We start from the raw sequence: 24,411 nt of genomic DNA, 5'->3' as shown, positions 1-24,411 counted from the left end.
CTCCTACAGGGACCGCGCAGGATTCGAAAACTGCGCGGTCCCTGTAGGAGCGGCCTTGTGTCGCGAAAGGGCCGCAAAGCGGCCCCAACAGCCTATTTCCGGGCCACCCCATCAGCCCGGAACATCTGCCGGATCCCGCGAATCGCCTGGCGAATACGGTCCTGGTTCTCGATCAGGGCAAAGCGCACATGGTCATCACCATAATCACCAAAGCCGATCCCCGGCGATACGCATACCTTGGCCTCGGCCAGCAGCTTCTTGGCAAACTCCAGCGAACCCAGGTGCGCATACTCCGGCGGGATCTTCGCCCACACGTACATCGAGGCCTTGGGGTTCTCGACCATCCAACCCAGCTCGTGCAGCCCCTTCACCAACAGGTTGCGGCGCTGGCGGTATTGCTCGGCGATGTCCCGCACACATTGCTGGTCGCCTTCCAGTGCTGCAATGGCAGCTACCTGCAGCGGGGTGAAGGTGCCGTAGTCGTGGTAGCTCTTGATCCGCGCCAGGGCACTGACCAACTCGGGGTTGCCGACCATGAAGCCGATCCGCCAGCCAGCCATGTTGTAGCTCTTGGACAAGGTGAAAAACTCCACCGCGATGTCCTTGGCCCCCGGCACCTGCATGATCGACGGGGCTTTCCAGCCGTCGTAGACGATGTCGGCATAGGCCAGGTCATGCACCACCAGCACGCCATACTGCTTGGCCAGGGCCACCACGCGCTCGAAGAAGTCCAGCTCCACGCACTGCGCGGTGGGGTTGGACGGGAACCCGAGGATCATCATCTTCGGCTTGGGGATCGATTCGCGGATGGCCCGCTCGAGTTCGTTGAAGAAGTCCACTCCCGGCACCAATGGCACCGAACGCACCTGGGCTCCGGCGATCACCGCCCCGTAGATATGGATCGGGTAGCTGGGGTTGGGCACCAGCACCGTGTCGCCCTGGTCGAGGGTAGCCAGCATCAGGTGCGCCAGGCCTTCCTTCGAGCCGATGGTGACGATGGCTTCACTTTCCGGGTCGATCTCGACCTCGTAGCGTTCCTTGTACCAGTTGGAGATGGCCCTACGCAGGCGCGGGATGCCACGAGAGGTGGAGTAGCCGTGGGTATCTTCACGTTGGGCGACCTGCACCAGCTTTTCGACGATGTGCGGCGGGGTGGCGCCGTCGGGGTTGCCCATGCTCAGGTCGATGATGTCCTCGCCACGGCGGCGGGCAGCCATCTTGAGTTCGGCAGTGATATTGAAGACGTAAGGGGGGAGACGATCGATGCGCGCAAAGCGGCGCGGCGAACCTGGGTTGGCCATGGCTTCCTCTGAGTACGTAAGCGCCCGGAACCGTCCGAGCGACGCTGGCCGATGTGGCGGCCTGGATCAGAAGATAATGCCGAGACAGGAGCCATGTAAATGACAATTTCCTGTTTTTTTAGAATTTTTCAGATGTATTTTTTGAAAATAAGAAATTTATATTCTGCTGTGCCGGCCTCGTTCGCGGGCTTGCCCGCTCCCACAGGATTACTCACCTGCCCCGAGACCTGCGCCGTACCTGTGGGAGCGGGCAAGCCCGCGAACGAGGCCGGCACAGAAAAACACACATAAAAAACCCCGGCACAGTGGCCGGGGTTTTCGTGAAACAGGCAGCAGTATCAGCGTGCGTATGTCATCAGCACATCCACAGCGGTCTGGCTGTCCACACCCATCATCACGCTCAGGGCAGTGACGGTGAGGATGGAGAAGCCGAACACCTTGCGGGCCCACTTGCTGTCGTCCTCGGCCTTGTAGCCACCCCAGGCCATGTACAGCCAGTACAGGCCCATGGCTGCTGCCACGGCCAGGTAGCCGAGGCCGGCGTAACCGCCGAGGGTAAGCATCAGGGTCGCGAGCACGAAGGCCAGCACGTACAGCACGATCTGCTTCTTCGCCGCGAGGATGCCACGTGCCACCGGCAGGACCGGAATGTTGGCAGCGCTGTAATCCTTGAAGCGGAAGATCGCGATGGCAAAGCTGTGCGGCATCTGCCACAGGCTGAACATCACCAGCAGGGTAACCGCAGCCAGGTCGAAGCTGTTGCTCACGGCGCAATAGCCGATCACCGGAGGCATGGCACCAGACAGGCTGCCGACCAAGGTGCCGTGCACCGATTTACGCTTCAGCCAAAGGCTGTAGAAACCGACATAGACGATGAAACCGATCAGCGCACAGAACGCCGACAGCGGGTTGGCCTGGACATACAGCAGGCTGAAACCCGCCACCCCGAGCAGGGTGGCGTAGATCAGCGCAAGGGGCAGCGACATGCCGCCCTGGACCATGACGCGGTTCTTGGTGCGCTCCATCTTGTGGTCGATGTCACGGTCGATGCAGTTGTTGAACACGCATCCGGACGCGACCACCAGCGAAGTACCGATCACCACCGCCAGGAACAGGGCGAAATCCACATGGCCCTTCGAGGCAAGGAAGAAACCGCCTGCCACGGAAAGCACGTTACCGAAAATGATCCCCGGTTTGGTGATTTGGATAAAGTGCTTAACGGACATGCAGTCTTACCTCACTTGGCCAACATTTCGAAGTGGATGCTGAACATGATCCACAGCGACAGGCCGACAAGCAGAGCGATCACCAGAGTGGTGAACAGGAACGTCGAAACGTTGTTGCGCTGCTCTTTCGAGCGGTCCATGTGCAGGAAGTACACGAGGTGCACTACTACCTGGATCACGGCCATGGCAACAATGATCAGAACGGTCAGGTTCTTCGGCAGGCTTGGCGACATGGCCAGGCCGAACGGGATCGCAGTCAGGATGATCGACAGGATGAAGCCGATCATGTACGACTTGACGCTGCCGTGGTTACCTTCGTGATGAGTGTCGTGTGCGTTAGCCATTACAGAACTCCCAGCAGGTAGACGACGGTGAATACGCAGATCCAGACCACGTCCAGGAAGTGCCAGAACAGGCTCAGGCAGCTCATGCGGGTCTTGGCGGTCGGCGTGATGCCGTGCTTGTTGATCTGGTACATCATGATCGCCATCCAGATCAGGCCGGCGGTCACGTGCAGACCGTGGGTACCTACCAGGGCGAAGAAGCCCGACAGGAAGCCACTGCGCTGCGGGCCGAAGCCTTCGGCGATCAGGTGATGGAATTCGTAGATTTCCATCGCGATGAAGCCTGCACCGAACAGGAAGGTCACAGCCAACCAGCCCAGTACGCCAGCTTTCTTGCCATCGAACATCTTCAGCATGGCGAAGCCGAAGGTGATCGAGGACAGCAGCAGGAACAGCGTTTCAACAGCTACGAAATCGAGCTGGAAGATGTCATGACCCGACGGGCCGCCGGCAAAACTGCCGGACAGCACCGCGTAGGTGGCGAAGAGCGACGCAAACAGGATGCAGTCGGTCATCAGGTACAGCCAGAAACCGAGTACGGTCATCTGGCCCGAGTCGTGGTGGTGGTCGTCATGCCCATGGTCGTGACCATGAGCAGCACCGTGCATTACTTGACTGGACATTGATTACACCCGCTCAAACGATTCGACACGTGCGCCGGCAGGCAGAGCACCTGCTTTGGCCAGCGCTTTCATGCGCTCGCCTTCGATGCGCGCCACTTCTTCGGCCGGAACCATGTAGCCCTGGTCGTCACGCGCAGCGTGGCGAACGAAGACAGCGATGGTTGCAACCAGGCTCGCGCCAACCAGCCACCAGATGTGCCAGATGAAGGCGAAGCCGAAGACGGTCAGGAACAGGCCCATGAACAAACCGGTGGAGGTGTTGCTCGGCATGTGGATCGCTTCGTACTTGGCTGCAGGCTTGTAGGCGACGCCGGCTTCCTTGGCTTCGTGCCAGGCATCCAGGCCAACCTTCTCAGGCATGTGGGCGAAGTTGTAGAACGGAGGTGGCGACGAAGTCGACCATTCCAGGGTACGGCCGCCCCATGGGTCGCCGGTCACGTCCAGGTTCTGGTTGCGGTCGCGAACCGATACGTACAGCTGGATCAGCTGGCAGGCGATACCGAACAGGATCAGCACAGCGCCGACAACGGCTACGTACAGGTAGGGTTCCCACAGTGGGTTGTCGGAGTGGTTCAGACGACGGGTCATGCCCATGAAGCCCAGGGCGTACAGCGGCATGAACGCTACGTAGAAGCCCGAGATCCAGAACCAGAAGGCAGCCTTGCCCCACTTCTCGTTCAGGGTGAAACCGAAGGCTTTCGGGAACCAGTAGGCGAAGCCGGCGATGTAGCCGAATACCGCACCACCGATGATCACGTTGTGGAAGTGAGCAATTACGAACAGGCTGTTGTGCAGCACGAAGTCAGCACCTGGAACAGCCAGCAGAACACCAGTCATGCCACCGATGGAGAAGGTGATCATGAAGCCCAGGGTCCACATGATCGGCGCGGTGAAGCGCAGACGGCCCTGGTAGATGGTGAACAGCCAGTTGAACAGCTTCACACCGGTCGGAATGGAGATCAGCATCGTCGCCAGGCCGAAGAAGGTGTTGACGCTGGCGCCGGCACCCATGGTGAAGAAGTGGTGCAGCCATACGGCGAAGCCCAGCACGGCGATGGCGCCCGATGCGTAGATCATCGAGTGGTGGCCGAACAGACGCTTGCCTGCGAAGGTGGAGGTAACTTCCGAGAACACACCGAAGGCCGGCAGGATCAGGATGTACACCTCAGGGTGACCCCACGCCCAGAACAGGTTGACGTACATCATCGGGTTCCCACCAAGCTCGTTGGTGAAGATGTGGAAGTCCAGATAACGGTCAACAGTCAGCAGAGCGAGTGCAGCGGTCAGGATCGGGAAGGAAGCCACGATCAGCACGTTGGCCCAGGTGCAGGTCCAGGTGAAGATCGGCATGTCCATCAGCTTCATGCCAGGTGCGCGCATCTTCATCACGGTGACGAGGAAGTTCACGCCGGTAAGCGTCGTACCCAGGCCTGAGAGCTGTAGAGCCCAGATGTAGTAGTCGACACCCACCCCAGGGCTGTACTGAATGCCCGCGAGCGGCGGATAGGCAACCCAGCCGGTCTTGGCGAATTCACCAACGCCCAGCGAGATGTTGACCAGCAGCACGCCTGCCAGCAGCAGGTAGAAGCTCAGGGAGTTCAGGAACGGGAAGGCAACGTCACGTGCACCGATCTGCAGAGGAACCGCCAGGTTCATCAGGCCGGTGAAGAACGGCATCGCCATGAAGATGATCATGATCACACCGTGAGCGGTGAAGATCTGGTCATAGTGTTCAGGCGGCAGGTAACCTTCGGAGCCACCGGTAGCGGCAGCCAGCTGGGTACGCATCATGATGGCGTCGGCAAAGCCGCGCAGCAGCATGACCATCGCGACGATGATGTACATCACCCCGATTTTCTTGTGGTCGACAGTCGTCAACCACTCGCTCCACAAGTAGGTCCACTTGCGGAAGTAGGTGATAGCACCGACGACAGCGATACCACCGAGCGCGATCATGGCAAGCGTCACCATGACTATCGGCTCGTGATAGGGTATCGCCTCCAGGCTTAGTTTACCGAACATCTCTTACTCCTCTGCACCGGCAGCTGGTTGCATACTCGATTCCACACCCTTGGTAGTGGCCAGATCTTTGCTGCCTGCTTCTTCGTGGCTCGGACGACCGCGGTTCATGCCTTCGTACTTGTCGACGATCAGCTGGAACTGGTCAGGCGAAGCCTCGCTATACAGCGCGACTGGGTTGTTTTCGCTTGGTTTGGCCAAGGCTTCGTATTCGGCCTTGTCCAGCTTCTTCGGCGACTGCTTGACCTCGGCGACCCACTTGTCGAAGTCTTCCTGAGAGGTGGCAGTAGCCTTGAATTTCATGCCGGTGAAGCCAGCACCGCTGTAGTTGGCGCTGATACCGTCGAACTCGCCGTTTTCGTTGGCGATCAGGTGCAGCTTGGTGGTCATGCCGGCCATGGCGTAGATCTGGCCGCCCAGGCCCGGGATGAAGAACGAGTTCATCACGGCGTCGGAAGTGACGCGGAAGTTGACCGGAGTGTTAGCCGGGAAGACGATCTTGTTGACCGTGGCAATGCCCTGCTCCGGGTAGATGAACAGCCACTTCCAGTCCAGCGCGACCACGTCGATCTGCACCGGCTTCACATCGGAATCCAGCGGACGGTACGGGTCCAGCTTGTGGGTGGAGTGGTAGGTGAAGTAGCCCAGGGCGATGATGATCAGGATCGGGATGATCCACACCGCGGCTTCGATCTTGGTCGAGTGCGACCAGTCAGGGGTGTAGGTGGCAGCCTTGTTGGAAGCACGGTACTTCCAGGCGAAAACCACGGTCATGATAATGACAGGAATCACCACCAGCAGCATCAGGCCGGTAGCGATCAGGATCAGGTTCTTTTGCTCAATGCCGACCTGACCTTTCGGGTCGAGCAGGGTCCAGTTGCACCCACTGAGTAAAAGCATGCCTAAAAAGGGCAATATGCCAAACAGTCTGGGGTAACGCTTTTTACTCATCTCACGACCTCTAGATCAGCTTGCTTCAATGCAATTTGTGTTTTGGTAGCCAACACTTCGTCCTGCCAAGTGCGGCATTTCGCGCCCGTACTCGCTCCTGCCCGGGGTCCGACTGCAGGACCTTGGCGTCAAGCGGGTTAGCGGTGCTTATGGTTTCGTAGGCAACAGGCCTGTACTTCAGACCAAGTCCATTTGGTGCGGGAAAACGCGGAGGGGGGTCCGCCCGGTATCGCCGTTGGGCGAAACTTGACGAAGTCAGCAAAAAGGAGCGCTGGGGCTTCCTTCAATCCTGCGACTTGCAAGCAGTGCCGAACGGAAATTGGGGGCGATTGTAGATAGGTCGCCAACCCTTGACTATGACTTATTGAGCAACAGTCCTTTACAGAATCTGCAACAATACTGCTCAAAAATTCAACTTCGCGACAGTTTGTCGCACCCCGCTTGATAGGCCCCAAAGCCGCATTCTGCAAGGCCTTCGGGTTGATCTGAATCAAGCGGTGAGCCAATTTTCCCTCTTCTCATGCGGCGTAAAAGACCCCATGCCATTCGGGACTTTTGTCTAAGCCTGGCGTCGGTTGCGGTAGATGCCGAGCGGAACCAGGACGGCCGTCAGGACGAACGCCACCAGCGCCCATTGCGCCAGCGACAGGCCGAGGATCGGCGGGTACGGCGTGCTGCAGAAGCCGTCGACCTGGAACACCAGCGGCCAGAGCTTGGCCAGCGGCAGGTCGTCCACGATCGGCTGCAGGGTGTCGATGCCGCAACTGACCATTGGGTTGGCGAGTATATACACATGGTTGCCGGCCGCAACGATTCCGCCAATGGCGCTGAGTACCACCAGGGCCTCGAAGAAGGTCAGGCTACGGCGCCCGGGCATCGCCGCGGCGATGAAGGCGAACACGGCGATGAACAACAGCGCATAACGTTGCAGGATGCACAGCGGGCATGGTGCCTCGCCCAGGACTATCTGCATGTAGAGGGCGCCGCCGATCAACGAAATGCAGATCAGGCCCAACAGTACCAGAAAGCGCCGTTCCCGATTCAGGCGCGATGTTTGTTCGTTCATTGCCGGTTCCTTCGATGGATAGTGGCAGCGTGATCCGCCTGCCTGGCGCAAGTCTACACGCTGGGCAGGGCCTTTGAGCGTGCCGAGGAAGCGGCGTGATAGCGCTGCGCAGGGCTATCCGGTGTGGCTGAGACCGGTCGCAACGACGTCGGTTCAACGCCGGGCGGCAAAAAAAGCGGCTGCCCGGGTGCCGCGCAGGGGCAAGCCCCTCGACACCCGGGAGTGAAGGATACCGTGATTAAAGGAAGATTAAAGATGAAAGCTGCACAGCCGCTTTCATCTCTCCTTTATATATAGGGAGATAGTTGAGGTGCGGCCCAGCGGCCCGTATAAGTATTCTGCAAGCCTGCACGGGTCTCTTCGCGGGCACGCCGGCGATGAGACCGGTGCAGGCACTACATCACTCCAGCGCAGCCGCCGGCCCGAAGAACTCGTAGCGGCTCTGCTGCTCTGGCACACCCAGGCCTTTCAGCTGGCGCTTGACCGCCGCCATGAAGCCCTTGGGCCCGAGGAAATAGGCATCCACGTCTCGCTCTTGCGGCAGCCATTCGCCGAGCAGGTCCTCACTCAGCAGGCCCACGGCATCAGCGGCGGCACCACCCTGCGGCTCTGCATAGCAGTAGAAGCGCTTGAGCTGCGGGTGACGCTCGGCCAGCTCGTCGATCCAGTCGCGGAAGGCATGCACGGCGCCGTTACGGGCGCAGTGAATGAAATGCACCTCACGCTGGGTTTGCAGTGCCGCCTGCAGCATTGGCAGGGTCGGGGTAATACCCACGCCACCGCTGATCAGCACCAGTGGCTTGTCGCTCGCTGCCAGGGTGAAATCGCCTGCCGGCGGGAACAGCTGCAGGGTATCGCCCACCGCCAGCACATCGTGCAGGTAGTTGGACACCTTGCCACCCGCCTCGCGCTTGACGCTGATGCGGTATTCCTTGCCGTCGCACAGTGCAGACAGGGAGTAGTTGCGGCGCTGCTCGGCGCCGTCGATGTCCAGCTTCAGGCCGATGTACTGGCCAGGCTCGGCCTTTAGCACCGGCTCGCCATCCACCGGGGCAAAGTAGAACGAAACGATCTCGCTGCTTTCCTGCTCACGGCGCACCAGGCGGAATTCGCGGGTACCGCGCCAGCCGCCTTCGGCTTCTTCCTTCTGCTTGTAGAGGTTCTCTTCCGCGCCGATCAGGATATCGGCCAGCTGGCCATAGGCCGCGCCCCAGGCGTCGATCACCGCAGGGGTGGCGATCTCCTTGCCCAGCACTTCTTCGATGGCGCGCAGCAGGCAGCTGCCGACGATCGGGTAGTGCTCCGGCAGAATCTGCAGGGCAACGTGCTTGTTGATGATCTGGCCGACAAGGCCGCCAAGCTGCTCCAGCTGGTCGATGTGGCGGGCATACATCAGCACGCCGTTGGCCAGGGCGCGCGGTTGGTCACCGCTGGCCTGGTGGGCCTGATTGAACAGCGGGCGCACTTGCGGGTACTCGCTGAGCATCATCTTGTAGAAGTGAGTGGTCAGCGCTTCGCCACCGCTTTCCAGCAGGGGGACAGTGGCCTTGATGATTGCACGTTGTTCGGCATTGAGCATTGCAACAACTCCTGAGCCTGTGGCTTCAAATGACTGCTCGAGCTGTTACATCAATCGTGCCAACATTTATCTCCAGCAAAATCAGTGGGTTGACGCAGGTCATGTCAAAACGACCCACTTCGACGTATAGTCATATCGACTCACAGGAGTCTATATGACCACGAAGCCTCTGCTCACCACCCTGCTGCCCCTGGTTAGCGACCTTTCCCGCGACCTGCCCGACCAGGAGCGCTATCGCCGCCTGTTGCAGGCCATGCGTGGGCTACTGCCCTGCGATGCCGCCGCTTTGCTGCGCCTGGACGGCGAGTGGCTGGTGCCGCTGGCAGTGGACGGCCTGAGCCCCGATACCCTGGGCCGGCGCTTCCGGGTCAGCGAGCACCCACGCTTCCAGATACTGCTCAGCAGCGCGGAACCAACCCGCTTCGCCAGCGACTCGGAGCTGCCCGACCCTTACGACGGCCTGGTCAACGCCCCCGATGCCAACCTGGAAGTACATGACTGCATGGGCTGCCCGTTGATGGTCGATGAGCGCCCTTGGGGCCTGGTTACCCTCGATGCCCTCACCCCCGGGCAATTCCAGAGCCTGGAGCTGGGTGCCCTGCAGGCCTTCGCCAGCCTGGCCGCCGCCACGGTCACCGTGGCCGAGCGCATCGAGCACCTGGCCCTGCGCGCGGAAGACGAACACCACCGCGCGGAGATCTACCGCCAGGCCAGCGGCCAGGACAAAGAGCTGATTGGTCAGAGCCCCGCGCACAAGCGCCTGGTGGAGGAAATCCGCCTGGTCGGTGGCAGCGACCTGACCGTGCTTATCACCGGTGAGACCGGTGTCGGCAAGGAGTTGGTGGCCCAGGCCCTGCACCAGGCCAGCAACCGCGCCGACAAACCGCTGGTCAGCCTCAACTGTGCCGCCCTGCCCGATACCCTGGTGGAAAGCGAACTGTTCGGCCATGTGCGCGGTGCCTTCACCGGTGCCCATGGCGAGCGCCGCGGCAAGTTCGAACTGGCCAATGGCGGCACCTTGTTCCTCGACGAAGTCGGTGAGCTGCCATTGACGGTGCAAGCCAAGCTGTTGCGCGTGCTGCAGAGCGGCCAGTTGCAGCGCCTGGGCTCGGACCGCGAACACCGGGTGGATGTGCGCCTGATAGCAGCCACCAACCGCGACCTGGCAGCAGAAGTACGCAATAGCAATTTCCGCGCCGACTTCTACCACCGCCTCAGCGTATATCCGCTGCATGTGCCGCCGTTGCGCGAACGTGGGCGCGATGTGCTGCTACTGGCCGGCTATTTCCTCGAACAGAACCGATCGCGCCTGGGCCTGAACAGCCTGCGCCTGAGCAGCGAGGCCCAGGCCGCGCTGCTGGCCTACGACTGGCCAGGCAACGTGCGTGAACTGGAACACCTGATCGGCCGCTCGGCGCTCAAGGCGCTGGGCCAACATTCCGACAGGCCACGCATCCTCACCCTGGAAGCCATCGACCTGGACCTGCGCGCAACGGCAACGCCCGGCACCCCGCCCTCCCCTGCCGCGCCCTCGCCAGCAGCGCCGCTACCCGAGGGGGGGCTGCGTGAAGCTGTCGACAGCTACCAGCGCCAGGTGATCGAGGCCTGCCTGCAGCGGCACGGAGAAAACTGGGCAGCGGCTGCCCGGGAACTCGGCCTGGACCGCGCCAACCTTAGTCGCCTGGCTCGTCGGCTGGGTCTGCGCTGATTGATACCTGTGGGAGCGGCTGTAGCCGCGAAGAATCCAAGCGGTGCATGGAACCGGCTGCGCCGGTGTTCGCGGCTAAAGCCCACAGGGTCCGGAGCATTCCCTGGCTCGCTGCAAAATGACTAAAGCCAAGCCCGAACAGGCCGATAACCGGTTATCCCCTGTTCCCCACGAAGGTCACCATGGCCACGCAAAATGCCCGCGCGGATTCGCTGTCCCTGCTGCTGTTCACCCTGCGCAGCGGCAAGTTGATGGCAATCAACCTGCTAAAGGTCAGCGAGATAATCCCCTGCCCGCCGCTGACCAAACTGCCCGAATCGCATCCCCACGTGAAAGGCGTGGCGACCCTGCGCGGCAATTCGCTGTCGGTCATCGACCTGTCCCGGGCCATTGGCGAACGGCCGCTGGCCGACCCGGACGGCGGCTGCCTGATCGTCACCGAGATCAGCCGCTCACGCCAGGGCCTGCATGTGCAAGCGGTCAGCCGCATCGTGCATTGCCTGAGCACCGACATCAAACCACCACCCTACGGCTCGGGCAGCCGCTCGTTCATCACCGGCGTGACCCGGGTCGACAACACCCTGGTGCAGGTGCTGGACATCGAAAAAGTCATCCACGCCATCGCCCCACCGGTGCCCGAGCAGCCTCACGGCAACTTGAGCGAGGAAGACGCCAGCCTGCTGGCCGCCGCCAACATCCTGGTGGTGGACGACAGCCAGGTGGCCCTGCAGCAGTCGGTGCACACCCTGCGCAACCTCGGCATCGAATGCCACACCGCGCGCAGCGCCAAGGACGCCATCAACGTGTTGCTTGAACTGCAAGGCACCGCGCAGGAAATCAACGTGATCGTCTCCGACATCGAAATGAGCGAAATGGACGGCTACGCCTTCACTCGAACCCTGCGCGAAACCCCCGACTTCCAGCACCTTTACATTCTGCTGCACACCTCTCTGGACAGCGCCATGAGCAGCGAAAAGGCGACCCAGGCCGGGGCCAATGCCATCCTCACCAAATTCTCCTCGCCGGAGCTGACCGATTGTCTGGTGGTGGCGGCGCGCGCTGTGGTGTTCGCCGAGCGTTGATATATTCGGAGACAAACTCCCCGGCTTACCGCCGGGGTCGAGTCGGGCATAATTCGCGCCCCTCGCAAGTAACTTGCCGGAATCGCGTATGAAGTTTCTCAGCTCTATCCTGATCAGTTGCGCCCTCTTCAGCGGTATCGCCCAAGCCTCCAGCAGCCAGGCCTGGAACGAGCAGCGCCAGCAGATGCTCAAGGCTTGCCTGGCCGCCAGCCAGTTCAAGGATGCCCACGCCCGAAGCAAGCCCGCCGAGTTCGATGACCAGATCGGCATGAGCGCCCTGCTGATCGAAGGTGTCTACCCCCAGAAGCACATGCAGCAACGCACCGGCACCGAGCTGTGCCTGTACGACCGCCAGCACCAGCGCGCCTTCGTCAGCGAGTGGAGCCCGGAGGTCAAGTGACCGACAGCCTGCGTTTCGCCTGTACCGGCTGCGGCAAGTGCTGTACCGGCCACCACGTGCCCTTGACCCTGGCGGAAGCGCGCCGCTGGGCGAACAACGACGGCCAGGTGGTGGTGCTGATCGAAGCTTTCGTGGCAGACGGCCCCGGCATGCCGGTAGAACAGCGTGATCATGTGCTGCGTCGTTCCCACCCTGTGCCCTGTGGCGAAGGCGAGGCGCGCGTATCGGTGACCTTTGCCGCCTTCAACCCCGGGCGCTGCCGCAACCTCGACGACAACGACCTGTGCACTATCTATGACCAGCGCCCGCTGGTCTGCCGCATCTACCCGGTGGAAATAAACCCGCATATCCCGCTGCGGCCAGGCAGCAAGGACTGCCCGCCGGAAGCCTGGCAACAGGGGCCGGAGCTGATTCACGGCACGCAACTGGTCGATGCCGGGCTGGAGGCGCTGGTGCAGGCCTCGCGCCAGGCCGACCGCGATGACATCGCCGCCAAGGTGGCGGTGTGCCAGGCGCTGGGCATGACCACCAGTGCGCTCAAGGGCAACGGGTTTACTGCCTATCTGCCAGACATGGGCGCGTTCAGCGCGGCCCTGGCCCAGGTACCAGAGGTTGGTCGGGCACAGTGGGCCCTGCATGTGGAGGACGCGGCGCTGGTGGCGAGTTTGCGGGAACATGGTTTGCGCACCACCAACGAGCCCCCGGTGTATTACGCCTTCATCAGCTTCTAGCTATGCCCTTGCAGGGCAACTGCCTTGCTCAAGAACCAAAGCCTGCCGTGGTCCCTGTGGGAGCGGGCGTGCCCGCGAACACCGGCGCAGCCGGTGCCATCCATCGCGTTGTATTCTTCGCGGGCATGCCCGCTCCCACAGGGGTCGCAGTTCGCATGCCAGATGTGTGATGGTGGTGCAGGCAAAACTGACAGCGCTGTCAGCCAGCGGTCACGCTGCCGACCCGGTTCGGGGGCTATAAGTTTGAATACAGACAACCATTCCCATCCCCTCTGGCCAAGGTGCCCGCGCCGATGCGACGTCCGTCCCGCCCTGTCATCCTCGCCGCCCTGGCGCTCCTGGTCCTGGCGGTAGCGGGTATCTGGTTCGGCCAGCGCCAGCCAGCACCTGCCGCCCGTGCGCAAACCGCCATCCCGGTGCGCGTGGTCAGTGTCGTGCAGCAGGACGTGCCGCGCTACGCCAGCGCCATCGGCTCGGTGCTGTCGCTGCACAGCGTCGAAGTGCGGCCGCAAGTGGAGGGGGTACTGACCCAGGTGCTGGTCAAGGAAGGCCAGTGGGTGAAGGAAGGCGACCTGCTGGCCACCCTCGACGACCGAGCCATCCGGGCCAGCCTCGACCAGGCCCGCGCCGAACTCGGCCAGAGCCAGGCGCAGATCCAGGTAGCTGACGTCGACCTGCAGCGCTACCGCCTGCTGAGTACCGACGACGGCGTGTCGAAGCAGACCCTCGACCAGCAGCAGGCCTTGGTCAACCGCCTGCAAGCCACGGTCAAGGGCAACCGGGCGGCCATCACCAATGCCGAGGTGCAATTGTCGTACACGCAGATCCGCTCGCCAGTGACCGGCCGGGTGGGTATTCGCAACGTCGACCCCGGCAACCTGGTGCGTACCAGCGATACCCGCAGCCTGTTCAGCGTCACCCAGATCGATCCGATCGCCGTCGAATTCTCCCTGCCGCAGCAGATGCTGCCAACCCTGCAAAGCCTGCTTAAGGCGCCCACCCCGGCACTGGTTCAGGCCTACATGGATGCCGACGGCGAACGCAGCCTGCTCGGTGAAGGCCACCTGGCACTGATCGACAACCAGATCTCCGCCACCACCGGCACCGTGCGGGTAAAAGCCGAGTTCGACAACAAGGACGGCCACCTGTGGCCGGGCCAGTTGGTCACCATCCGCCTGCGCACCGCCGTGGAGGAAAACGCCCTGGTAGTGCCACCGCCAGTGGTACAGCGCGGCGTCGACGGGCATTTCGTCTACCGCCTGGACGGTGACAAGGTCACCAGTGTGCCGGTCAAGGTGTTGTACCAGGACAGCGGGCTTAACGTCATCGCCGGGGTCAAGCCGGGCGAGCGCCTGGTGCTCGATGGCCACTCGCGGCTCAAGCCCGGTTCGCGGGTCGAGGTGGCCCCCGACGCCCCCGCGCCGTCAGAAATAGCCGACCGCCGGAGCCAGCCATGAACACGCGCAACGGTGTTTCGGCCTGGTGCATCGATCACCCCATCGCCACCCTGCTGCTGACCTTCGCCTTGGTGCTGCTGGGGGCCATCGCCTTCCCGCGCTTGCCGGTTGCACCGCTGCCGGAAGCCGACTTCCCGACCATCCAGGTCACCGCCCAGCTGCCAGGCGCCAGCCCGGAAACCATGGCCTCGTCGGTGGCCACGCCGCTGGAAGTGCAGTTCAGCGCCATCCCCGGCATGACCCAGATGACCAGCAGCAGCGCACTGGGCTCAACCAACCTGATCCTGCAGTTCACGCTCGACAAGAACATCGACACCGCCGCCCAGGAAGTGCAGGCGGCCATCAACACCGCCACTGCGCGCCTGCCGCAAGACCTGCCCAACCCGCCGACCTGGCGCAAGGTCAACCCGGCCGACAGCCCGGTACTGGTGCTGACGGTCAGCTCCAGCCAGATGCCTGGCAACGACCTCAGCGACTACGCAGAAACCCTGCTCGCGCGCCAACTGAGCCAGATTGACGGGGTCGGCCTGATCAACATCACCGGGCAACAACGCCCGGCGATCCGCGTGCAGGCGCAACCCGAGAAACTGGCCGCCATCGGCCTGACCCTGGCCGACCTGCGCCAAGCCATCCAACAGACCAGCCTGAACCTGGCCAAGGGCGCGCTGTACGGCGAACACAGCGTGTCGACCATCGCCGCCAACGACCAGTTGTTCCACCCCGACGACTACGCCCAGCTGATCGTCTCCTACCGTGACGGTGCACCGGTGCATCTGAAGGACGTGGCCAAGGTGATCAATGGCGCCGAGAACGCCTACGTCAAAGCCTGGTCCGGCGACCAACCCGGGCTGAACCTGGTGATTTTCCGCCAGCCTGGCGCCAACATCGTCGATACCGTGGACCGGGTTCTGGCTGCCCTGCCCAAACTGCAGGAGATGCTGCCGGCCTCGGTCGAAGTGTCAGTGCTGCAGGACCGAACCCAGACCATCCGCGCCTCGCTGCATGAAGTGGAGCTGACCCTGATGATCGCCGTGGCCCTGGTGATCGGGGTAATGGCGCTGTTCCTGCGCCAGTGGTCTGCGACCCTGGTGGTGTCCAGCGTGCTCGGCGTATCGCTGATCGCCAGTTGCGCGCTGATGTACATCTTCGGCTTCAGCCTGAACAACCTGACGCTGGTAGCCATCGTCATCTCGGTGGGCTTCGTGGTCGACGATGCCATCGTCGTGGTGGAGAACATCCACCGCCACCTGGAGGCCGGCGACGACAGCCGCACAGCGGCGCTCAAGGGCGCCGGGGAAATCGGCTTCACCGTGGTGTCGATCAGTTTTTCGCTGATCGCCGCGTTCATCCCCCTGCTGTTCATGGGCGGCGTGGTCGGCCGGCTGTTCAAGGAGTTCGCCCTTACCGCCACCGCCACCATCCTGATTTCGGTGGTGGTTTCGCTGACCCTGGCGCCAACCCTGTGCGCACTGTTCATGCGTCGCCCGCCCGGAGAGCACAAGGGTGGCTTTGGGGAGCGGCTGGTCGGGTGGTACGAAAAGGGCCTGGACCACGCCCTCGCCCACCAGCGCCTGACCCTCGGCGTGTTCGGCCTGACCCTGGCCCTGGCGGTGGCCGGTTACGTGGGTATCCCAAAAGGCTTTTTCCCGCTGCAGGACACCGGCTTCATCCTCGGCACCAGCGAGGCGGCGGCGGATGTGTCGTACCCGTCGATGATCGAGAAGCACCAGGCGCTGGCCAAAATCATCGAGGCCGACCCGGCGGTGCGCGCGTTCTCCCACTCGGTGGGCGTCACCGGCAGCAACCAGACCATCGCCAACGGCCGCTTCTGGATCGCCCTGAAGCCGCGTGGCGAACGCGATGTATCGGCCAGCGAACTGATCGACCGGCTGCGGCCCAAGCTGGCCCAGGTACCGGGCATTGTCCTGTACATGCGTGCCGGCCAGGACATCAACCTAAGCTCCGGCCCGTCGCGCACCCAGTACCAGTATGTGCTCAAGAGCAACGACGGCATGGCACTGAACCTGTGGACCCAGCGCCTGACCGAGCGCCTGCGGGAAAACCCGGCGTTTCGCGACCTGTCCAATGACCTGCAATTGGGTGCCAGCGTCACCCGCATCGATATCGACCGCCAGGCCGCGGCACGTTTCGGCCTGACCACCACCGACGTCGACCAGGCGTTGTACGACGCCTTCGGCCAGCGGCAGATCAGTGAATTCCAGACCGAGACCAACCAGTACAAGGTGATCCTCGAACTGGATGCCCGCCAGCGCGGCAAGGCCGAAAGCCTCAACTACTTCTACCTGCGCTCGCCGCTGACCAACGAGATGGTGCCGCTGTCGGCAGTGGCCCACGTGGCACCGCCCAGCACCGGGCCGCTGTCGATCAGCCACGACGGGCTGTTCCCGGCGGCCAACCTGTCGTTCAACCTGGCCCCGGGCGTGGCCTTGGGCGATGCCGTGACCATCCTCGAGCGCACCCAGCGCGAACTGGGCATGCCCGACTCCATCAGCGGCAACTTCCAGGGCGCGGCCCAGGCCTTCCAGAGCTCGCTGTCGAGCCAGCCGTGGCTGATCCTGGCAGCGCTGGTGGCGGTGTACATCATCCTCGGCGTGCTGTACGAAAGCTTCGTCCACCCGCTGACGATCATCTCCACCCTGCCCTCGGCCGGCCTCGGCGCACTGATCCTGTTGTGGGCCATGGGCCAGGACTTCAGCATCATGGGGCTGATCGGCGTGGTGCTGCTGATCGGCATCGTCAAGAAAAACGGCATCCTGCTGATCGACTTCGCCCTCGAAGCCCAACGCCGCCAGGGCTTGACCCCGGAGCAGGCGATCCACCAGGCCTGCCCGACGCGCTTCCGGCCGATCATCATGACCACCCTGGCCGCCTTGCTCGGCGCGGTTCCGCTGATGTTCGGCTTCGGCACCGGCGCCGAACTGCGCCAGCCACTGGGCATCGCCGTGGTTGGCGGCCTGCTGGTGAGCCAGGCGCTGACGCTGTTCACCACCCCGGTCATATACTTGGCCCTGGAGCGCCTGTTCCACCGCCGCCGGGCCGCCCGTGCGGCGGCGCCCAGTGCCAGTTAGGACAAGACCATGCGTGTGCTGATCATCGAAGACGAAGAAAAAACGGCCGACTACCTGCATCGCGGCCTCAGCGAGCAGGGGTTTACCGTCGACCTTGCGCGGGACGGCATCGACGGCCTTCACCTGGCCCTGGAAGGTGACTACGCGGTGATCGTGCTGGATGTGATGCTGCCAGGCCTGGACGGTTATGGCGTGCTGCGCGCCCTGCGCGCGCGCAAGCAGACACCGGTAATCATGCTGACCGCCCGTGAACGGGTCGAAGACCGTATCCATGGCCTGCGCGAGGGTGCCGACGACTATCTGGGCAAGCCGTTTTCCTTCCTCGAACTGGTCGCCCGCCTGCAAGCCCTGACCCGCCGTAGCAGCAACCATGAACCACTGCAGGTGCAGGTAGGTGACCTGTGGGTAGACCTGATGGCGCGCAAGGCCACACGCGCCGGCCAGCGCCTGGAGCTGACGGCCAAGGAGTTCTCGCTGCTCAGCGTGCTGGCCCGCAGGCAAGGTGAAATCCTGTCGAAGACGGCGATTGCCGAGCTGGTCTGGGACATCAATTTCGACAGCGATGCCAACGTCGTCGAAGTGGCGATCAAGCGCCTGCGCGCCAAGCTCGACGGGCCTTTCGACAACAAGTTGCTGCACACCATCCGAGGCATGGGCTATGTCCTGGAAAACCGTGCGGGGTAATTCCATCGCACTGCGCCTGTCGGCGCTGTTCATCCTGGTTGCGCTGGGCGTGTTCCTGCTGATCGGTTCGGCGCTGTACCGCCAGGTCGACCGCAGCCTCGACCTGTTGCCGCAGGCCGAGCTGGATGCGCGCTTCAGCGTGCTCGAGTCCACCCTCAACCGCTTCGGCACACCGGAGCACTGGGTCAAGATCAACAACAAGCTCAATCTGCTCAGTGAAGAGGACAAGCGTATTCGCTTCTGGGTGGTCAGCAGCAACCCGGCCTACGAATACGGGCACCCCAGCGAGCTGGTCCGCGCCTTCGCCGAAGGTGCGCAGGGCATGCGCGACCTGCGCCTGCCCGACCGGCCCTACCCTTACAAGGTGCTGGTCAGCGAATTGCCGGCCCTGGGCGAGCGGCCGCCGCTGCGCTTTCTGATCGGCATAGACACCGAAACTTTCTGGCAGGCCCAGCACAGCCTGCTGGTAGCGATTGTCGGGCTGGCGGTGCTCGGCGTGCTGCTGGCCTCGCTGCTGGGCTACTGGGTGGCGCGCATCGGCCTGCGCCCGCTGCTGGCTTTGTCCGTTGAGGCCCAGGCGCTGGCGCCACCGCGCCTGGACGGGCGCCTGCAGACTGAGAGCCTGGCACCGGAGCTGGCCCAATTCGCCAGCGCCTTCAATGCCGCACTGGACCGAGTCAGCCAAGCCTATACACGGCTCGAAGCCTTCAACGCCGACGTCGCCCACGAATTGCGCTCACCGCTGACCAACCTGATCGGCCAGACCCAGGTGGCGCTGACACGCGGACGCAGCGCCGAGCACTACTTCGAAGTGCTGCAATCGAACCTTGAGGAGCTGGAGCGCCTGCGCAGCATCATCAACGACATGTTGTTCCTGGCCAGTGCCGACCAAGGCAGCAAGGCCACGGCCCTGACCCAAGCCTCGCTGGCCGAGGAAGTGGCGACCACCCTCGATTACCTGGACTACATTCTCGAAGACGCGCAGGTCGGCGTGAGCGTGAGCGGCGATGCCCAGGCGCCCATCGAAAAGGCCCAACTGCGCCGGGCGCTGATCAACCTGCTGAACAACGCCGTGCAACACACCGCACCGCACCAGGTGATCAAGGTGCAGATCGATGCCGGGCCGGAGCAGGTCAGCATCGCCGTGAGCAACCCGGGGCCGGCAATCGACGATGAGCATCTACCGTTGCTGTTCGAACGCTTCTACCGGGTGGATGCGGCACGTAGCAACAGTGGCGGCGGTAACCATGGTTTGGGGTTGGCGATCGTCAAGGCGATTGCGCTGATGCATGGTGGGGAAGTGTTCGTGCGTAGTGCCGCTGGGGCCAATACCTTTGGTATCAGGCTACCCACCCATGCCTGACAGGAGGTCGCGGTCGATGTGGGAGCGGCCTTGTGTCGCTAAAGGGCTGCGCAGCAGCCCCGACAAATGCTGCCATGGCACAGAACCTGGGGCCGCTTCGCGCCCCTTTCGCGACACAAGGCCGCTCCCACAAAAGTAAAGACCGCGTAGGCCCTCTAGCATGCAGGTTTGCGGCGAAAGTCCAATTGCTTTTCCTGCGATAGTTACCTTTTACGCAACAGTGCTTATCGCGCTTCGCTCTGTTTCAAGTGCATTGAAAGGACTAACTTTACCCCCGTCCTCATTAGCACTTGCACCGCAAGAAGGTAGTTTCAAATGTCCAACAGTATGGGTATTGCCAGCGTTTTCGTCCTGTCTTCCCTGTTGTTGTCGCCCCTGGCCATGGCTGAAGAATCCAAGGCTTTCGTCACCCGTAATGCCGAGTTCGCCGCGGTCCACCAAGAGGCCCGCGAAACCGTAGCCGCGCAACAGGCAGACACCGCGAAAGACGCAAACCAGACAGCTTCCAAGATCTCTGTCGATGCCAATGCCGACAGCTGATAAAGCGCTCTCGCTGCTCCCGTTTTCCCTTGGCTACGCCATGGGCACCACCGGTGCCGATATGTTAGCCTTTTAAAGCCGCTGCCGATCAGCGGCTTTTTTTATGTGCTTCAACTATCAGCCAAGCTGTAACGTCCACCTATAAAAAAGACGCACATTCAAAAATAAAAACTGCCCCACCGCCAGACCCAAGGAGCTAGTAACGGTGCCTTCCGCGTTTCGTTTTACCCCGCTGTTCATTGCGTTGACTGCAACGATCCCTTTCGCCGCCCAGGCAGATGAAGACAAGGCTGATGGCTTCATCGAAGGCTCGTCCTTCAACCTGCATTTCCGTAATGCCTACTTCAACCGCGACAACCACAACGCCGGCGTGCGCGACACCCGCGAGTGGGGCCAGGGCGCGGTTGCACGCTTCGAGTCGGGCTACACCCCAGGTGTGGTCGGCTTTGGCCTGGACGCCCACGCCATGCTGGGCCTGAAGCTCGACGGTGGCGGCGGCCATGCTGGCACCAGCATCCTGCCTACTCACCAAAAGAACGAAGACGAACTGGGTGCTGCCCCGCACTCGTTCTCCACCGCCGGTGCCGCAGTCAAGCTCAAGGCGTTCGACACCGAGCTCAAAGCCGGTGACCTGTTCCTCACCAACCCAGTGATCGCTGGCGGCGAAACCCGCATGCTGCCGCAGACCTTCCGTGGTGTAAGCCTGACCAACACCAGCATCGACGGCCTGCTGCTCGAAGGCGGCCAGGTGAGCTTCACCAAGCCGTACAACCAGAGTGGCCACCGCCGCATCGACACTTATTACGGTTCGCTGGGCGAGCATGACAAGAGCAAGCACCTGAACTGGGCCGGCGCGTCGTGGAGCGGTACCCCTGACATCACCGCCAACCTGTATGCGGCCGAGCTGAAGGACATCTGGAACCAGTACTACGCCGATTTCGACTACACCTATGCGGTCAACGACCTGGTAAGCCTGAACCCGGGCGTGCACTTCTACCACACCCAGGACACCGGCCAGGCCTTGCTGGGCAAGATCGACAACAACACCTACAGCGTGCATTTCACCGTCAACGCCGGGTTCCACAGCGTCACCGCCGCCTACCAGCGGGTCAATGGCAACACGCCGTTCGATTACATCAACCTGGGCGACAGCATCTACCTGGACAACTCGCGCATGTACTCGGACTTCAACGCTCCGAACGAGCGCTCGTGGAAGCTGCAGTACAACTATGACTTCGCTGGCGTGGGCATCCCTGGCCTGACCACGGTGCTGTCGTACTCGCGCGGTGAGGCCGACCTGACCAAGGCCGTCCAGGAAACCACCCACTACGACTACTACCGTGCCGATGGCAAGAATGCCATGCACTGGGAGCGCGACCTGGACGTGAAGTATGTGTTCCAGGAGGGTGATCTGAAGGACCTGTCGGTGCTGGTGCGCTATGCCACCCACCGTGGCAGCCAGGGCTATGCATCGATCGACAGCAACAGCGACAACGATGAACTGCGCGTGATCATGGATTACCCGTTGAACGTGTTCTGATCCAGGACCGGATGCGAGGGCTTCGCCCTCGTTTCGCCGGCAAGCCAGCTCCCACATCGCCCGCATAGACCTCAAGCCTTGTGCGGTAATTGTGGGAGCTGGCTTGCCAGCGATGGGCTGCGCAGCAGCCCCGGCGTGATTCCGTCGGACAAATCTTGTCCGACAATCCCCGCTTCCCTAGAATGTCGCCGCCGCGAATGGCCCTGCCCACGCAGTAGCGAGCATGACCACCCGATTACCGCGTTTCGCACTCTACAGGTCGCACCCCGAGCTGATCCTCAACCTGGGCAGTTGCCTTGCCGTGCTCGCCATCGTGGCCATCGTCAGTTATCTGCTGGCGCGCGAGCGCGACAATGTCGAGCTGTCGGCAATTCGCTCGTCCAACAATATCGTCCAGCTGATCGAAAGCGACATCCTGCGCAACGTCGAACTCTACGACCAGTCGCTGCAGGGCCTGATCTGGGCGGTCGGGCGCAAGGAATTGCCGGAAATCCCCGGCCCGGTTCGCCAACGCCTGCTGTTCAATGAAGCCTTCGTCGACCGCAAGCGCGGTGAGGTGCTGTGGCTGGACAAGCAAGGCAATGTGGTGGGCGATTCCACCAGCAGCGTGCCACGCAAGGCCAACTTCAGCGACACAGGGATATTCCAGGCGCACCTGCACAATGCCAACCTCGGCCTGCTGGTGGGCCCGCCGTTCAAGGCCGGGCTCGGCGACCTGGGCTGGTGCATCAGTTTCAGCCGGCGTATCTCCGGCGCCAATGGCGAGTTCACCGGCCTGGCAGCGGGTGCACTGCGCCTGTCGTACTTCAGTGAGCTGTTTCAGCGCCTGGACATTGGAGAAGACAGCAGCATCAACCTGCTCAACACTGACGGCCAACTGCTGGCTCGCCAGCCCAGCCGCGCACAAGACCCGCGGATTGGCAGCAACTATGCCGAGCGGCCCAATTTCAAACGCATTCTCAGCGAGCAGAGCGGCAGCTTCACCGCCCGCTCCAGCCGCAACGGCAAACCGCGCATGTACACCTTCGCCCGGGTCGCGCAGTTGCCGCTGATCGTACTGGTCGTGCATTCGGCCGAAGACGTGTTCGAATCCTGGCGCCGCACTGCAACCCTGGTCAGCGTCGCCACCGGTGTATTGTGTGTGGGCATCCTCTGGCTGACCCTGCTGCTGGGCCGCGAACTACGCCGCCGCCACGAAGCCGAACAGGGCCTGGCGACCCTGGCCGCCACCGACAGCCTGACCGGCCTGGCCAACCGCCGTCACCTGGATCAGGTACTGCGCCAGGAATGGGCACGTGCCCAGCGCAACCGCAAGCCGCTGGCGGTGCTGATGGTGGATGTGGACCATTTCAAGGCGTTCAACCAGCGTCATGGCCATGCCGGTGGCGACCATGCCCTGCGCGAGGTGGCAAAGACCATCGAGGCGTGCATACGCCGCCCGGCCGATCTGGCTGCGCGTTACGGTGGGGAGGAATTTCAAGTGGTGCTGCCGGAAACCGATTTGGCAGGTGCGCAGTTGCTGGCCGAGCGCATTCGTACCAGTGTCGAGGCCCTGGCGCCGTTTGCCGATGATGCCCACTCGGTAACGGTGAGCATCGGCATCGGCCTGTCAGGCACCCAGCACGATCTGGCGAGAGTGCTGGGTGCTGCGGACGAAGCGCTCTACCGGGCCAAGGCCAAGGGCCGCAACCGGGTAGAGGGGCCTGCCGACTAGCTACGAGCGCGTGCGGCGTTGCGCAAGGCCCTGACCTGGTCATGGTTGCGCTGCACACCTTGCAACTGTTTTTCCACCAGGTTGTAGGTCTGGTCGCTGGCGGTGCGGCCCAACTTCACCAGTTTTTCGCGGGCTTCCTTATAGGCCTTCAGGGCATGGTCTTCGCCCCGCTCCACCTCGTTCAGCACCGCTTCCTCATCCTTGCCGGTGACCATCGCCTTGAGGTTGACCCAACCCCGATGCAGGTCACCGCTGATGCTGGTAGAGGTTTCCGGGTCACCACCCAGGCGACGCACCTCGCTCTGCAGTTCGCCAGCCGCATTGGCACACTCACCGGCACGTTGAACGAAGAACGCTTTAAGTTCTGGGTTCTTCACATCATCGGCCGAGGCCTTGAAGCCTTTCTCGCCATCCTTGCTGTACTCGATCAGGTCGTTGAGCACGTCGATAACGTCTTTGTTGGGATTGCTCATGGCACAAACTCCTTGGCAGGTGATAGTCATCTGTAAGGGAGCAGCCTTCGTGCCAAGCGAGCCCCATATATAAAATCTTTTAAAATCAAATAGATATAAATATACCGGTAAAGATTGAACACGGCGTTCTGCATGATTGCCGCTTGGGCCTTCGTGCAGATTGCAGTATGGTCGGCGCTTTTCGACAGCCAGGTGCGCCGATGATGAAGCCGGAAACCCTCGAACTGCTGGTGACCCGCACCATGCCGTTTGGCAAGTACCAGGGACGAATCATTGCCGACCTGCCGGGGGATTACCTGGCCTGGTTTGCGCGCAAGGGTTTCCCGGCGGGGGAACTGGGTGGGTTGCTGGCGCTGATGCACGAGATCGACCACAACGGGCTGGGTGAGCTGCTGGTGCCGTTGCGGCAGAAGCATCGGCGATGACCTGTTCCGGCCTCTTCGCGGGCACGCCCGCTCCCACAGGTACTGCATGATCCTGAAGCTTGCAGTGACCCTGTGGGAGCGGGCGTGCCCGCGAAG

The 24,411-nt window shown here is 62.3% G+C and carries 21 protein-coding genes; 12 read left to right on the top strand and 9 right to left on the bottom strand.

All coding sequences use genetic code 11. From position 1 onward, the window contains the following. Positions 1–92: 92 nt before the first annotated feature. From alaC to hmpA, 8 genes are all read right to left on the bottom strand, one after another. Positions 93–1,301: an alanine transaminase gene (alaC, locus tag IRZ77_RS17720; protein ID WP_046616071.1), complete on the bottom strand. Its 1,209-nt coding sequence runs from the start codon at positions 1,299–1,301 to the stop codon at positions 93–95. 338 nt (positions 1,302–1,639) lie between these two features. Beyond that, complete coding sequence (gene cyoE / locus IRZ77_RS17715) at positions 1,640–2,527, bottom strand: heme o synthase (protein WP_196174027.1); 888 nt, start codon at positions 2,525–2,527, stop codon at positions 1,640–1,642. A gap of 11 nt (positions 2,528–2,538) precedes the next feature. Beyond that, positions 2,539–2,871: a cytochrome o ubiquinol oxidase subunit IV gene (gene cyoD, locus IRZ77_RS17710; RefSeq protein WP_003259128.1), complete on the bottom strand. Its 333-nt coding sequence runs from the start codon at positions 2,869–2,871 to the stop codon at positions 2,539–2,541. Continuing rightward, complete coding sequence (cyoC, locus tag IRZ77_RS17705) at positions 2,871–3,494, bottom strand: cytochrome o ubiquinol oxidase subunit III (protein WP_025337745.1); 624 nt, start codon at positions 3,492–3,494, stop codon at positions 2,871–2,873. Before cyoC ends, cyoD begins: the two co-directional genes overlap by 1 nt. A gap of 3 nt (positions 3,495–3,497) precedes the next feature. Beyond that, a complete protein-coding gene (gene cyoB, locus IRZ77_RS17700) occupies positions 3,498–5,516 on the bottom strand; it encodes a cytochrome o ubiquinol oxidase subunit I (protein WP_013970980.1) in 2,019 nt (672 codons plus the stop codon). A gap of 3 nt (positions 5,517–5,519) precedes the next feature. Then, complete coding sequence (gene cyoA, locus IRZ77_RS17695) at positions 5,520–6,464, bottom strand: ubiquinol oxidase subunit II (RefSeq protein ID WP_046616069.1); 945 nt, start codon at positions 6,462–6,464, stop codon at positions 5,520–5,522. 559 nt (positions 6,465–7,023) lie between these two features. Continuing rightward, positions 7,024–7,530 carry a disulfide bond formation protein B gene (locus IRZ77_RS17690; protein ID WP_039613829.1) on the bottom strand — a complete coding sequence of 169 codons (507 nt, stop codon included), beginning with the start codon at positions 7,528–7,530 and terminating at the stop codon, positions 7,024–7,026. A gap of 400 nt (positions 7,531–7,930) precedes the next feature. Continuing rightward, entirely contained in the window at positions 7,931–9,109 is a 1,179-nt protein-coding gene (gene hmpA, locus IRZ77_RS17685) for an NO-inducible flavohemoprotein (RefSeq protein ID WP_196174026.1), read from the bottom strand. A 154-nt stretch (positions 9,110–9,263) separates the two neighbouring features. On the opposite strand from hmpA, the gene norR reads away from it, so the two are divergent. The 11 genes from norR to IRZ77_RS17630 all read left to right on the top strand — a co-directional run bounded on the left by norR (position 9,264) and on the right by IRZ77_RS17630 (position 23,417). Further along, positions 9,264–10,817: a nitric oxide reductase transcriptional regulator NorR gene (norR, locus tag IRZ77_RS17680; RefSeq protein ID WP_196174025.1), complete on the top strand. Its 1,554-nt coding sequence runs from the start codon at positions 9,264–9,266 to the stop codon at positions 10,815–10,817. Positions 10,818–10,999: 182 nt separating this feature from the next. Continuing rightward, entirely contained in the window at positions 11,000–11,899 is a 900-nt protein-coding gene (locus tag IRZ77_RS17675) for a chemotaxis protein (protein WP_046616066.1), read from the top strand. An 88-nt stretch (positions 11,900–11,987) separates the two neighbouring features. Then, positions 11,988–12,299, top strand: a complete 312-nt coding sequence (locus IRZ77_RS17670; protein ID WP_046616065.1) for a hypothetical protein — start codon at positions 11,988–11,990, stop codon at positions 12,297–12,299. After that, a complete protein-coding gene (locus IRZ77_RS17665) occupies positions 12,296–13,030 on the top strand; it encodes a YkgJ family cysteine cluster protein (RefSeq protein WP_196174022.1) in 735 nt (244 codons plus the stop codon). The genes IRZ77_RS17670 and IRZ77_RS17665 overlap by 4 nt, the downstream gene beginning before the upstream one ends. A 293-nt stretch (positions 13,031–13,323) precedes the next feature. Then, on the top strand, positions 13,324–14,487 hold the full coding sequence (locus IRZ77_RS17660; RefSeq protein ID WP_196174020.1) for an efflux RND transporter periplasmic adaptor subunit: 1,164 nt from the start codon (positions 13,324–13,326) through the stop codon (positions 14,485–14,487). Then, entirely contained in the window at positions 14,484–17,576 is a 3,093-nt protein-coding gene (locus IRZ77_RS17655; RefSeq protein ID WP_196174018.1) for a multidrug efflux RND transporter permease subunit, read from the top strand. The genes IRZ77_RS17660 and IRZ77_RS17655 overlap by 4 nt, the downstream gene beginning before the upstream one ends. Before the next feature lie 9 nt (positions 17,577–17,585). Beyond that, positions 17,586–18,260, top strand: a complete 675-nt coding sequence (locus IRZ77_RS17650; protein ID WP_196174015.1) for a heavy metal response regulator transcription factor — start codon at positions 17,586–17,588, stop codon at positions 18,258–18,260. Continuing rightward, positions 18,235–19,623 (top strand): heavy metal sensor histidine kinase, encoded by a 1,389-nt coding sequence (locus tag IRZ77_RS17645; protein WP_153670680.1) that lies wholly within the window; start codon positions 18,235–18,237, stop codon positions 19,621–19,623. The genes IRZ77_RS17650 and IRZ77_RS17645 overlap by 26 nt, the downstream gene beginning before the upstream one ends. A 315-nt stretch (positions 19,624–19,938) precedes the next feature. Continuing rightward, complete coding sequence (locus tag IRZ77_RS17640) at positions 19,939–20,163, top strand: hypothetical protein (RefSeq protein WP_085600709.1); 225 nt, start codon at positions 19,939–19,941, stop codon at positions 20,161–20,163. 205 nt (positions 20,164–20,368) lie between these two features. Then, a complete protein-coding gene (locus IRZ77_RS17635) occupies positions 20,369–21,703 on the top strand; it encodes an OprD family porin (protein ID WP_196174013.1) in 1,335 nt (444 codons plus the stop codon). Positions 21,704–21,926: 223 nt separating this feature from the next. After that, complete coding sequence (locus IRZ77_RS17630) at positions 21,927–23,417, top strand: GGDEF domain-containing protein (protein WP_196174011.1); 1,491 nt, start codon at positions 21,927–21,929, stop codon at positions 23,415–23,417. On the opposite strand, the gene IRZ77_RS17625 is transcribed toward IRZ77_RS17630, so the two are convergent. Then, positions 23,414–23,890, bottom strand: a complete 477-nt coding sequence (locus IRZ77_RS17625; protein ID WP_046616057.1) for a ferritin-like domain-containing protein — start codon at positions 23,888–23,890, stop codon at positions 23,414–23,416. The genes IRZ77_RS17630 and IRZ77_RS17625 overlap by 4 nt on opposite strands. Positions 23,891–24,093: 203 nt before the next feature. Here IRZ77_RS17625 and IRZ77_RS17620 point away from each other — a divergent pair, with 203 nt between their 5' ends. Continuing rightward, positions 24,094–24,315 carry a DUF3820 family protein gene (locus tag IRZ77_RS17620; protein WP_046616074.1) on the top strand — a complete coding sequence of 74 codons (222 nt, stop codon included), beginning with the start codon at positions 24,094–24,096 and terminating at the stop codon, positions 24,313–24,315. The last annotated feature ends 96 nt before the right edge of the window (positions 24,316–24,411 follow it).

Origin of the sequence: Pseudomonas pudica, from assembly GCF_015680405.1 — a bacterium.
GTDB lineage: Bacteria > Pseudomonadota > Gammaproteobacteria > Pseudomonadales > Pseudomonadaceae > Aquipseudomonas > Aquipseudomonas pudica.
Note: the sequence above shows the minus strand (reverse complement) of the source record. Positions and strands in the feature narration are given on the sequence as shown.

Bases quoted from the DNA above. Each gene is read 5' to 3' on its own strand.
- alaC (WP_046616071.1), bottom strand. From the start codon at position 1,301: ATGGCCAACCCAGGTTCGCCGCGCCGCTTTGCGCGCATCGATCGTCTC.
- cyoE (WP_196174027.1), bottom strand. From the start codon at position 2,527: ATGTCCGTTAAGCACTTTATCCAAATCACCAAACCGGGGATCATTTTC.
- cyoD (WP_003259128.1), bottom strand. From the start codon at position 2,871: ATGGCTAACGCACACGACACTCATCACGAAGGTAACCACGGCAGCGTC.
- cyoC (WP_025337745.1), bottom strand. From the start codon at position 3,494: ATGTCCAGTCAAGTAATGCACGGTGCTGCTCATGGTCACGACCATGGG.
- cyoB (WP_013970980.1), bottom strand. From the start codon at position 5,516: ATGTTCGGTAAACTAAGCCTGGAGGCGATACCCTATCACGAGCCGATA.
- cyoA (WP_046616069.1), bottom strand. From the start codon at position 6,464: ATGAGTAAAAAGCGTTACCCCAGACTGTTTGGCATATTGCCCTTTTTA.
- IRZ77_RS17690 (WP_039613829.1), bottom strand. From the start codon at position 7,530: ATGAACGAACAAACATCGCGCCTGAATCGGGAACGGCGCTTTCTGGTA.
- hmpA (WP_196174026.1), bottom strand. From the start codon at position 9,109: ATGCTCAATGCCGAACAACGTGCAATCATCAAGGCCACTGTCCCCCTG.
- norR (WP_196174025.1), top strand. From the start codon at position 9,264: ATGACCACGAAGCCTCTGCTCACCACCCTGCTGCCCCTGGTTAGCGAC.
- IRZ77_RS17675 (WP_046616066.1), top strand. From the start codon at position 11,000: ATGGCCACGCAAAATGCCCGCGCGGATTCGCTGTCCCTGCTGCTGTTC.
- IRZ77_RS17670 (WP_046616065.1), top strand. From the start codon at position 11,988: ATGAAGTTTCTCAGCTCTATCCTGATCAGTTGCGCCCTCTTCAGCGGT.
- IRZ77_RS17660 (WP_196174020.1), top strand. From the start codon at position 13,324: ATGCGACGTCCGTCCCGCCCTGTCATCCTCGCCGCCCTGGCGCTCCTG.
- IRZ77_RS17655 (WP_196174018.1), top strand. From the start codon at position 14,484: ATGAACACGCGCAACGGTGTTTCGGCCTGGTGCATCGATCACCCCATC.
- IRZ77_RS17650 (WP_196174015.1), top strand. From the start codon at position 17,586: ATGCGTGTGCTGATCATCGAAGACGAAGAAAAAACGGCCGACTACCTG.
- IRZ77_RS17645 (WP_153670680.1), top strand. From the start codon at position 18,235: ATGTCCTGGAAAACCGTGCGGGGTAATTCCATCGCACTGCGCCTGTCG.
- IRZ77_RS17640 (WP_085600709.1), top strand. From the start codon at position 19,939: ATGTCCAACAGTATGGGTATTGCCAGCGTTTTCGTCCTGTCTTCCCTG.
- IRZ77_RS17630 (WP_196174011.1), top strand. From the start codon at position 21,927: ATGACCACCCGATTACCGCGTTTCGCACTCTACAGGTCGCACCCCGAG.
- IRZ77_RS17625 (WP_046616057.1), bottom strand. From the start codon at position 23,890: ATGAGCAATCCCAACAAAGACGTTATCGACGTGCTCAACGACCTGATC.
- IRZ77_RS17620 (WP_046616074.1), top strand. From the start codon at position 24,094: ATGAAGCCGGAAACCCTCGAACTGCTGGTGACCCGCACCATGCCGTTT.